This window comes from Microcoleus sp. S28C3 (genome assembly GCF_036700785.1).
Taxonomy (GTDB): domain Bacteria; phylum Cyanobacteriota; class Cyanobacteriia; order Cyanobacteriales; family Microcoleaceae; genus Microcoleus; species Microcoleus asticus.
Genome location: NZ_JAUBPO010000157.1, coordinates 1 through 11,056, shown reverse-complemented (window position 1 = coordinate 11,056; position 11,056 = coordinate 1). Strand labels below are relative to the sequence as shown.

Annotated in this window: 10 protein-coding genes and 1 pseudogene; 6 read left to right on the top strand and 5 right to left on the bottom strand. The window is 45.5% G+C overall.

Annotation, left to right across the window (positions count from 1 at the left end; genetic code table 11):
- Positions 1–72: 72 nt before the first annotated feature.
- The 5 genes and pseudogenes from QUA13_RS29520 to QUA13_RS29500 form a co-directional block, all read right to left on the bottom strand.
- A pseudogene (locus tag QUA13_RS29520) lies at positions 73–492 on the bottom strand (Uma2 family endonuclease); the annotation flags it as partial.
- Positions 493–737: 245 nt separating this feature from the next.
- A complete protein-coding gene (locus tag QUA13_RS29515) occupies positions 738–1,778 on the bottom strand; it encodes a DUF6745 domain-containing protein (protein WP_333204284.1) in 1,041 nt (346 codons plus the stop codon).
- Between the two features lie 90 nt (positions 1,779–1,868).
- Positions 1,869–2,123: a hypothetical protein gene (locus tag QUA13_RS29510; RefSeq protein WP_172186576.1), complete on the bottom strand. Its 255-nt coding sequence runs from the start codon at positions 2,121–2,123 to the stop codon at positions 1,869–1,871.
- 34 nt (positions 2,124–2,157) lie between these two features.
- A complete protein-coding gene (locus QUA13_RS29505) occupies positions 2,158–3,408 on the bottom strand; it encodes an FAD-dependent oxidoreductase (RefSeq protein ID WP_333204281.1) in 1,251 nt (416 codons plus the stop codon).
- Positions 3,409–3,500: 92 nt separating this feature from the next.
- A complete protein-coding gene (locus QUA13_RS29500) occupies positions 3,501–3,659 on the bottom strand; it encodes a hypothetical protein (RefSeq protein WP_333204279.1) in 159 nt (52 codons plus the stop codon).
- A gap of 55 nt (positions 3,660–3,714) precedes the next feature.
- Here QUA13_RS29500 and dnaK point away from each other — a divergent pair, with 55 nt between their 5' ends.
- From dnaK to QUA13_RS29470, 6 genes are all read left to right on the top strand, one after another.
- A complete protein-coding gene (dnaK, locus tag QUA13_RS29495) occupies positions 3,715–5,823 on the top strand; it encodes a molecular chaperone DnaK (protein ID WP_333204277.1) in 2,109 nt (702 codons plus the stop codon).
- 124 nt (positions 5,824–5,947) lie between these two features.
- Positions 5,948–7,135, top strand: a complete 1,188-nt coding sequence (locus QUA13_RS29490) for a J domain-containing protein (protein ID WP_333204275.1) — start codon at positions 5,948–5,950, stop codon at positions 7,133–7,135.
- Between the two features lie 384 nt (positions 7,136–7,519).
- On the top strand, positions 7,520–9,955 hold the full coding sequence (locus tag QUA13_RS29485; protein ID WP_333204274.1) for a dynamin-like GTPase family protein: 2,436 nt from the start codon (positions 7,520–7,522) through the stop codon (positions 9,953–9,955).
- Positions 9,956–10,040: 85 nt separating this feature from the next.
- Positions 10,041–10,244 (top strand): hypothetical protein, encoded by a 204-nt coding sequence (locus QUA13_RS29480; protein WP_333204272.1) that lies wholly within the window; start codon positions 10,041–10,043, stop codon positions 10,242–10,244.
- Positions 10,207–10,590 (top strand): type II toxin-antitoxin system PemK/MazF family toxin, encoded by a 384-nt coding sequence (locus QUA13_RS29475; protein WP_333204270.1) that lies wholly within the window; start codon positions 10,207–10,209, stop codon positions 10,588–10,590. The genes QUA13_RS29480 and QUA13_RS29475 overlap by 38 nt, the downstream gene beginning before the upstream one ends.
- Before the next feature lie 28 nt (positions 10,591–10,618).
- A complete protein-coding gene (locus QUA13_RS29470; protein ID WP_333204268.1) occupies positions 10,619–11,050 on the top strand; it encodes a KGK domain-containing protein in 432 nt (143 codons plus the stop codon).
- Positions 11,051–11,056: the final 6 nt, after the last annotated feature.

Here is an 11,056-nt window from a genome sequence, read left to right as displayed (position 1 = left end):
GCTTCTAAGAATGCTGAATTTATATCACAATATCCTCACCACTGATGAACAGTGTTCAATAAGATGCGTTCCCCCTGGCTTAGTTTCCTGTTGACCGGAACGAAACAAAGGCGTTCTGTCCCGTTCTTCTGCACCATTGCCCGATACAAATTCTAATACAATTAACGGTGCTACAAATTCTTGCCACATCACATAAGAACGGCGCAATTGACCGTCAATAGTTGGCGGAACATTAGGCACATAAAACCAGTCTGGCGCTTCTGCACCCCGTTCTAGCGACTCAGTTAATCGCCAATAAATGCCGCTGTCTTGACCGATACAATAGTTACCATCTGGATGAATGCTTTGGAAGACGGGAGTAATTGAATCGGTTAACAGAATGCTTTGAGGATGTTCTTGAAAATTTTTCACAAAACTACCATCGGATTCGGGTAGCTGAGTGTGGTCTGGCCAGCCTGTAGGGTTGTTTTCTACATCTAGGGTAAATTTCATAGTTTTATAGGGAAGAGAGGCTTTTTGAGAGCAAGGGCGATCGAGCTTTTATTATCGATTGTATGTGATATATTTCACACTTTCAGTCCTGGACGCACGGGTAGTCAGAAACCGGTTTTTTTGCCCAGAAGACGCGTTACAACCCGCAAAAACGGCCAAAAACCCGGTTTTTTTGGTACTTATGCGTAAGTTCTGACTTTAACAAAATAAGTTCAGCACTTTTGTTTATAAAACTGTAATGCCATTCAGGTCTGTACTGAAAATTCTTCACAATCGACTCCCCAATTCACCCATTTAATCGCTTCTCTCGCTGAGTTAATATCGGGTGGCACTCGCAAAGCGTGAATAAATCCGGTGCTGGGACAAATCATTTTTAACATATAAATTGGCTCTACGTCAACGTTTGTATCAATTTTTAATAAGGTGTATTCTTGCCAAGTATTTAATTCAACGGCTGCTAATTCGCGGGCTATGCGATCGTAACCAATTCCTTGAATTAGCACTCGCTTGAGTTCGGCGTTTTCTTCCTCTAACAGCCATTGGGGTTGCCACTCATTGGGGTGGATTTTTCCGTATTTTTCGGGTAGGGTGACGCCGTGATAGGAATAGATGCTGTATCCATCGGCAAATTGAATGGCGGGCCCTCCTTCGGCGTGGAGGCGGTGTTGGCTGTCGAAGGAGAGAATGCGAGGGCGATCGCACACAATACAAACTTTTTCATAGGTAAAAATCCAGCCGCATTGAGTTGTCAAAGACTTAAGCGCTTGCCACTTTCTGGGGTTGTATTTGCACTTTAAGACGGAGAAGCAGAAGTCACAATCTGCCGCAAATTCTGCCCATACTATAGAATCTAGAGGCTCATAATTTTCGTCATGAAAAAATTCTTCCTCACCAAGGCTTGCTTCCAATAGTTCCTGAAAAATATCAGAAAATCTATTCCATGCTTGCGGGTAAAACGTGCCCGACAACTCATCTGAAAGCTGTTCGCTTATATTTTCCCAAGTCTCGTTGTACAGTTGCTCTGCAAATTTCTCAAAAAGGTTGGCTCCGAATTTTTCATATAGCTGAGTAAGTGATTCGCAGCTCATAAGAAGATTAGCGGCTTCGTAGGGGCTACCGCAAAAAATAATTTCGGGTTCTTTTTCGTCAATTGCGAGGTAAGCTTGTTTAACTGCCTCTGATGCTTTTTCGCGATCGATCGGCTCAGTGGAGTACATGATTTCGCACCACTTTTCATGATAAACTAGCATTAAATCTTCTTGTTCTGGAGTAAGTTGTTCAATCATCGCTGTCCTCTACAATCCATCGACACCTGCATACAGCAAGTAAGTCATTTACAGGTCTTGTTATCCAGCAAAGAAATCACAGCAAAGAAATCACAGCAATTCCTCCCGTTTTTCAAATTCCCCTTGTTCTCCCCGCACTAAAGGTTCATCCTGAAAGCACCCGCAAGTTATCTCAAAAAAACCGGGAGACCAGCCTAAATCTTCCGGTGTTTTAGCTTCATTTGCGGGTGATATGCGCTGGAAAACTACAATAACTTCCAAATCTGTATCTGTAATCCCAACCGGGACTTGCAAATGCAGCATCCCGTCCGAACCGACGCGCGATCGTACTTTAATACTTTGCATAACTCCGGCTTCTTTAAGTGTGTGTGGTATCTGATTAATTTCGCACCCGAACCCGAGTTAATCCAAAACCAATTAATCGCGCTGGAATATTTCGCAAAATTGGTAACTGCAACAAAGCTGGCGGTGTAAACGGTCGATCGCTATCTAATGCCCCCTTAATAATTCGCTCCTGCATCAAGGACTGAAATGCTTGAATTACCCGCGTGGGCAACTCCCGCTGCCGCTGCACTTCTGCCAAATCCCACAGATGCACGCGATCGTTTTTCAGGGGGTTGCTGAGTACATTAGCCGCCACGACAGCATCTTGAATCGCATAGTTAATTCCCACACCGCCTACGGGCGACATGACGTGAGCGGCATCCCCAATTAAGAGCAAACCGGGACGATACCAGCGGGGAAGGCGACTGGATTCAACGGACAGAAAAGAAATTTGCGACCAATCTTTCAGTTGCTCGACCCTATCTGCAAAATCTGGTGCTAATTCAGCAACAGATTTTTGCAAAGCTGCTATTCCTGAGTCGCGTAATTTCTGATAGCTGCCTTTCAGAATAATGTAACCGAGTTGCCAATAATCCAAGCGGTCGATCGTGACTAATAAATGACCTCCAACAGCTCGACCTCCCACGCCGGAATCTTTGACATCATGGGGACTGCGCGGCAAACGAAACCAAAGGACATCCATCGGCGGGGAAGTTTTAATCGGTTCAAAACCTGCTAATTGGCGAAGGCGGGAAAAGCGACCGTCTGCACCGACTGTGAGGGTCGATCGCACTTCATGCCATCCCCCGCGTCCCCGGTATCGAATTCCGCACACAACCCCATTTTCTACGATCGTTTCTTGTGCATTAGCTCCCATTACTAGCTGAAAACTGGGGTAGCGCTGCGCTTCGGCAGTGATGAATTCGAGAAACTTGACTTGCGGAAGGATAGTGATGTAAGGATACTTGGTTTTGAGACAGGACAAATCTACGAGTGTGGCGGTATTTCCAGAAGCTTGGATGGTGAGGCGGCGCATTTTTGTATGGGGCAATTCCAGCAATTTTTCTGCTAAACCCAATTGCTCCATAATTTCCATTACTGACGGATGCAGCGTATCGCCGCGAAATTCTCGATCAAAATCTTTGTGTACTTCTAGCAGCATGACTGGAATGTTTTGCCGCGCTAAAAGTAATGCTAAAACAGCACCCGCCGGCCCACCTCCGACAATGCAGCAGCTTGTCTGCTGCACGTCAACGATCGAGTGTTCTTGAGAGGATTCTGAATTCTGAACAGAGTTGACAGTCATATTTTTATGTTCCTGTTTTCTCAACAATCCTGCTAGCTGCTTTTAGTTTAGCAAAACGCAGTAGTTAATCAATTATCAAATTTTTTTTGCTTTCAAAAGAAGGACATACACGGCTTTCCCAAGTTGACAATCCTACTCCTAAAGGCGATCGCCAATCCACCAACGGAGCGATCGCACCCCAGGCTCAGCCGCAGGTGAGGCAATCCCCCCGCAGCCCCCGCTTCTCGACGCGGTACAATAAATGCAATCATACTTAACGCTGATATTGAAAAAGCTACACACAACGCCACAGGAGACAATGGACGTATGGGAAAAGTAGTTGGCATTGACCTCGGAACGACAAACTCAGTAGTAGCCGTCATGGAAGGCGGCAAACCGGTTGTGATTGCCAACGCAGAAGGGATGCGCACAACTCCCTCGGTGGTTGCTTTCACCAAGGAAGGAGAACGCCTTGTCGGACAGATGGCCAGACGCCAAACTGTTCTCAACCCGCAAAACACGTTTTACGCCGTCAAGCGGTACATCGGACGCAAATATACCGAACTGACTCCAGAATCGAAGCGCGTCCCTTACACAACTCGCCGCGACGAAAACGGGAACATCAAAGTCAAGTGTCCCCGCCTGAAAAAAGATTTTGCCCCAGAGGAAATTTCGGCGATGGTGTTGCGGAAACTGGCCGATGAAGCCAGCCGCTATCTGGGACAAGAGGTGACGGGGGCTGTAATTACTGTTCCGGCTTATTTCAACGACTCGCAGCGACAGGCGACGCGGGATGCAGGACGAATTGCCGGACTTGAAGTCAAGCGGATTTTAAATGAGCCGACAGCGGCTTCTTTGGCTTACGGTTTGGATAGGCGAGAAAGTCAAACTATTTTAGTGTTTGATTTGGGCGGCGGTACTTTTGATGTATCTATCTTAGACGTGGGAGACGGAGTATTTGAAGTTAAAGCAACTAGCGGCGATACTCAATTGGGCGGCAATGATTTTGACTCCAAAATTGTTGATTGGTTGGCAGATCAATTCTTAGAAAAAGAAGGAATCGATTTGCGACGCAACCGCCAAGCTTTGCAGCGATTGATCGAAGCGGCAGAAAAATCCAAGATTGAGCTGTCGGGAGTCGGTGTCACGGAGATTAATTTGCCGTTTATCGATGCGAATGAAGATGGGCCTTTGCATTTGGAAACGCGACTAACTCGCGGTCAATTTGAGGGGCTGTGCACAGATTTGGTGCAGCGGTTGCGGCGTCCGGTGAAACAAGCTTTGGCTGATGCAAATTTGAGTCCTTCTCGCATTGATGAAGTTGTGCTAGTCGGCGGTTCGACTCGCATTCCTTTGGTTCAGGAAGTTGTTCGCAGTTTGATCGATCGAGAACCGAATCAAAATGTCAATCCGGATGAAGTTGTGGCGGTGGGTGCGGCAATTCAAGCGGGGATTTTGGGTGGCGATGTCCGCGATGTGCTGCTGTTGGACGTGACACCGCTGTCGCTGGGTTTGGAAACTATCGGCGGGGTGATGAAAAAACTGATTCCTCGCAATACTACTATTCCCGTCAGGCGATCGGACATTTTTTCGACTGCTGAAAACAACCAAACTGTGGTAGAAATTCACGTAATCCAAGGAGAACGGGAATTAGGCCGGGATAATAAGTCTTTGGGACGGTTTAAACTAACTGGAATTCCGCCGGCACCGCGAGGGATTCCGCAGGTGCAAGTAGCTTTTGATATTGATGCTAACGGGATGCTGTTGGTGACTGCTTTGGACAAAACTACCGGCAGGGAACAAAGCATTACTGTGCAAGGTGCTTCGACGCTGACTCAGCAGGAAGTGAATCAAATGATTCGCGATGCGGAACAGTTTGCTCAAGCTGATAAGTTGCAGCGGGAAAAGGTAGAAAAACGCAATCGCTCTGAAGCTTTAGCTTATCAAGCGGAGCGGCAGTTGCGAGAGGTAGCGCTCGATCGCGGAATGCAGTTTGCTCAAAGAAGCCGCCAGCGCATTGAAACTTTAATTCGGGAATTGCGAGACAGTTTGGAACGCAACGACGAGCGAGGAGTTGACCAAGTTGGTTCGGATTTGCAAGATGCTCTTTACGATTTGAGCCGGGAAGTTTCAGCTTTTGCTGATGATGACGATGATGATGATTTCTTTGAGTCTGTGAAGCGGACTTTTACGGGCGACGGTACCAAGCGGCGCAGCGATGACAGCAGCTATTATACCAATGCTAAACCTTATCGGCGATCGACTGTCGATCCAATTCCCGATCGCATGAACGATCGCATGGGAGATCGCACGGGCGATCGTTCATATGATCGTATGGGCGATCGTATGGGCGATCGTAGAAGCAGTGCTAATCGCCCAAGTCGCCCTTATCAAAATCAAAGTGACGATTGGGATGATGACGACGATTGGCTCTAATTAGTGGTTAGTCATTAGTCCCTAGTCATTAGTCCCTCGTTTGAAGCAGGGAAGCACGATGACTGATGACTAATGACTAATAATTAATAACTAATGACTAATAACTAATGACTAATGACTAACTATGCAGAATTTTCGCAATTACTATCTAATTTTGGGAGTGCCCAAAGATGCCACGGCTGATGAGATTAAGAAAGCCTATCGACGGCTGGCCAGACAGTTGCACCCTGACGTAAATCCGGGGGATAAATCTGCTGAAGATAGGTTTAAGGATATTAATGAAGCTTATGATATTCTTTCCGATCTTGACAAGCGAGCTCAATACGATCAGTTTAGTAAATTCTGGAAACAAAAGGGATTTCAAGGCAAGCAAGGGGTGCGACTTCCCAATTTCAAAACTTGGGGAAACGGTAAAGCTACCCGCAAAAAACCGGCCGAAGAGGTCGATTTTAGCGATTACTCTGATTTTAATAAATTTTTGGATCAAGTGCTTGGAAGGCGCCGGGAAGTGAGGATGGCGACGGCGAATGATGCACCGCGATCAGCTTCTTATGAACCGTGGAGTACGGCTTCTAAGAAAACGAGTTATGTAGCTAATTCTCGCGAAGATAGAAGGGAGTTGGACGATCGCGACACCAGAAGGGAAACAGTCGATCGCGACAGCAGAAGGGAAACATTCGATCGCGACACCAGAAGGGAAACAGTCGATCGCGAAACCAGAAGGGATGTGGACGATCGCGAAATGCGACGGGAAGCAGTCGATCGCGAAATGCGACGGGAAACAGTCGATCGCGAACCCAGAAGAGACATTGAGGCCAGGCTAACTCTGCCTTTGGAAAGGGCTTATTCGGGCGGTACTGAGCGAATTCGTCTGGAAGATGGGCGATCGATCGAGGTAAATATGCCTCCGGCGATGGTATCGGGCCAGCGGATTCGCTTGCGAAATCAAGGTATGGGCGGCGGGGATTTATATTTGAAAATCACAGTTTCTCCCCATCCATTTTTTCGATTGGAAATGTCGGATATTTGCTGCGAATTGCCGCTGACTCCCAGCGAAGCGGTGTTGGGGGGAGATATTGAAGTGCCGACGCTGGACGGCCTGGTAAAGATGAAATTGCCGCCTGGAGTAACGTCTGGAAAGCGGTTGCGGCTGGCGAACAAGGGTTATCCGACGGGAAATGGCGATCGGGGCGATCAATTGGTAGAAATTCAGGTGTTAATTCCCAAAGAAATTAGTGAGGAGGAACGGGAATTATACGAAAAGTTGCGGCAGGTTGAGTCTTTTAAACCGCGTCAGGATTTATCGGTTTAGTGTAGGGTACGCAATGGGGAGGTTGAATTTTTTAGGGGCGCAATAATGCGCACTTTACTACTAATTTTGTGCGAAAAATTAGGAGATGCTTAGCTAAATTTTACTGATATATCAGATTTAGCCACTTGGCTGTAAATAGATGATATCAAATCCGTGGGTATAGCAATTATTCATCTCTCTCTTCTCTTCCTCAGCGCCCTCTGCGGCCTCTGCGGTTTAATCATTCCGAAACAACCGTAAACGATATGATTGATCGCCAGAATAGCCGATCGCACTTTCAGCAATCCTGGATCGCATAAGTAAAATTACTGTTGTGATTATTCCTGAACTAGCAGAGAATTAACAATAAGGTAATTTTCCCACAATCAGGAGCAGTCTGCCGCGATGACTCAAATGCCCCCTCAATGCAACAATCTGCAAGAGCAAGTTGACTCTTTACTGCAACTGCTGCGTCAGGAATCGTCTTTGCGACAACAAGATATCACGGCGGTACAAGCTTCTCTGAAAAAGGCAATTTCTCCCCAATTTGAGATTGTATTTGCAGGTGCTTTCAGTGCCGGAAAATCGATGCTGATTAATGCTTTGCTGGAGCGTGAATTGCTCTACAGTGCAGAAGGACACGCGACAGGTACTGAATGTTATATCGCCTTTGCTGAGCCCGAAAAAGAGCGCGTTGTTCTCACTTTTTTGAGCGAAGTTGAAATTAGCCAGCAAGCTTCTGTACTTTGCGATCAGCTAGGTTTACCTACTGAACTTAATATTAATCAAACAGATGTAGTGTCCCTGTTGTCTCAGGGATGTAACATAATTATTGAGACGGAAGGCGGCGAGAATAAATCGGAGATAGCCAAACAAGCTAAGGCTTTGATGCTGCTGTTAGAAGGTTTTAAGGCAAATCGCGATCGCATCCAAAGTGTAGAAAACGCTACCTACTCGATGGAACAGTTTAACTTTTCCAATCTCAAAGAAGCTGCTAGTTATGCCCGTCGCGGTAGCAACAGTGCTGTACTCAAGCGAGTAGAATATTACTGTTATCATCCCTTGCTGGAAGATGGCAATATTATTATCGATACGCCGGGAATTGATGCGCCGGTGCAGCGGGATGCAGAATTGACTTATGATAAGATTGAAAGTCCCGATACTTCGGCGGTTGTCTGCGTTTTGAAAGCCGCTTCGTCTGGGGAAATGACGACGGAAGAAACCGAGTTGATGGAAAAAACACGGGGAAATCCGGGAATTCGCGATCGGCTTTTTTACATTTTCAACCGCATCGACGATACCTGGTACAACACTCAACTGCGACAGCGCTTAGAAAATCTGATTAATTCCGACTTTCGCGATACTGCCAGAGTTTACAAAACTAGCGGATTGTTGGGATTTTACGGGAGTTTGATTCGAGGGACAACAGGGCGCGATCGCTTCGGTTTAAATACAATCTTTGCCACCAGCCAAGGGCGAGTTTCTGGAGATGATAAATTAGATTCAGAATTGCTCGGTAATAGTGAAGAGACTCCGCAATTTGTTAGTGAATTTAATCGCTACTGTGCGAATTCCGGCAAGCTATCTCCGAGCAGATTTCGCATTTCAGTTAACAGCTACGAAACACCCAATGAAAACTACGTGCGGATTCTTGCAGAGCAAGGACAACCATTAATTGGTCAATTAATTCAAGATAGCGGGATCGAAGATTTTCGCACAGCCATCACCCGCTACCTCACAGAAGAAAAACGCCCGCAACTGTTCAAAAATTTAGCTGACGACTTAGAAGACTTGTGCATTCAACTGCGGAAACATTACCAAACAATTCAGCGGAATTTGGACAGCCAGCCCCGCGAAATTGAAGCGATGAAAGCACAAGAACTTTTGCGACTAAATCAAGAATTGCAGCAAGTCGGACAGGATTTTCGGGAACATATCGCCGAAGAAGTTAATGAAATGATTATGAACAGATGCGATATTTTCGATATAGACTTTCGGCAACTGCAATCTCGGATGATCCGGCGCTTGGATGAATTGTTAGACGGATTTTCTGTTGAGGCGGCTTACGGACGCACTTTGCGGAATCATCCCCGCAATGCCACAGCACCTTTAATTGCTGTTTTAGTTGAAGCACTTTATTATTTAGCGAATCAGTTGGAAGATATTTTAGTAGAGGCTACTAAGTCGCTGGTTGATAATTATTTCCAGTATTTGAAAGATAGCGTTCGCAAGTCGGAATACTATCGATTACTCTATCGGTTGTTAGGGAACGACGGGGGAATTGAACAGCAGTTGGAGGAGTTATCAAAGCGGGTTTCTGATGCTTTGGTAAATGCGGCGGGCGTTGAGTGCGATCGCTACGTGCGAGAAAGTCCCCGTTTTTACGACGAAGGCACATTTTCAATTTATCAATTCCGGGAAACATTGCAGCAAACTTCTCAAGGTTTCGACTGCGAAAACATGGTGGACGCCCAACCAGCAATTCGGCAATTATTGCGGCTAGATTTTGAGCCAAAAGTATCTAGAACTATTCGGCAAACTTTCCGCCAAACTGTCAACCAAACCCTGAAAGAGCATTTGTTGCCCCTGGCCCAAAAGCAAGCTGATGATATTTTGCAGAAATACAGTCAAGCCCGCGATTATTTGGAGCAAACTTTGGCACAGGAGGCGGAGGAAAAAATTGCTGGGAATCTGCGGCGGCAAGCTGAGAATGAGCAGAAGATTCAAGAGTACGATCGGGCAGTTTCTGGGATTAATAGTTGTTTGCAGGCGATGAAGTTGCACGAGCATTTGTTGCCTGTAATTGGACAAAATGATAGCGTTTCGGTAGATGGTGAATGATTGCAATTTTGGCGAATTTGATTCACCTGCTCTCTTGATTGTGTTTATTGTGTTATAATAGCCAACAAAGAGCGACTTTAATCCTATGAACATTCGCCAAAAACTTTTAACAATAATAGAGCAACTTCCAGATGATAAGTTAGCAACACTTCTCAACCTAGCGCTGTTCTTGAAAAGTGGGGAAGAATCTGTTCAACCAATGCTTGTATCCCAAGCTTATCAAGATTGGCTGAGTGCGGAAAATGACATTTATGACGAAATATTTGCCGATGAACTTACGGCGCGGTGATGTAGTGTTGGCTCAAGTGCCAATGCCTTCTACTCAGCTAACACAGTTTAAACTGCGTCCGGCTGTGATAATTTCGGCAGATAATCTCAACCAAATTCTTGACGACGTGATGGTTGTACCTTGTACTTCTAAGACAACTCGCCCTTTGACTGCAGCTCAATATTTGATAACAGGAGATGAAATTGTAGTAGCTGGTATTAGAGTTGAGTCTGTAGTTAGGTGCGAGTCCATTTTTACCCTCAACAAGTCAATGATTACCCGGAAACTGGGTTCCCTTTCAAATGAGGGCATAAACCACATTAATCACTGCTTGATGGTAGCTTTGGAATTAGAAAGAGTAGATTAAATAGGACTTACGCGAGGACAACAAGAATATGAAAGATAAAGTTAATTTCCACAACTGCAACAGTAATGATGCTGTATCTTTCGGCCTGACAATGCTTAAAATGGAAAAACTCAAAAAAACAGTAAATAAACTTTTGTCTGAGTGGAAGTTAGGAGAAACACTTGATGATTTATTAAGAAAACAGAACCTAAATATCGATGTACCTTGCAATCATCCCCAAAAAAATTGGTCATATGAAGAATGGTTTGGTGAAGGTATAGATTGTGAAATTCTCAGAGTGGGTGCTCAGGGCTGGAAGAAAGGAAAGATGAAGCTCAAACTCAATGTCACTATAGAGTTTTGCCCCGACGAACCAGAAATGGAAGAAACACCAGAAAACAACGAGTCAGGGGAGCATCTCAATTATGCAATGAGTATAAATACTTGCAACAGTCCTATGCAAGAATTATGTAAAATGTAAAAACAC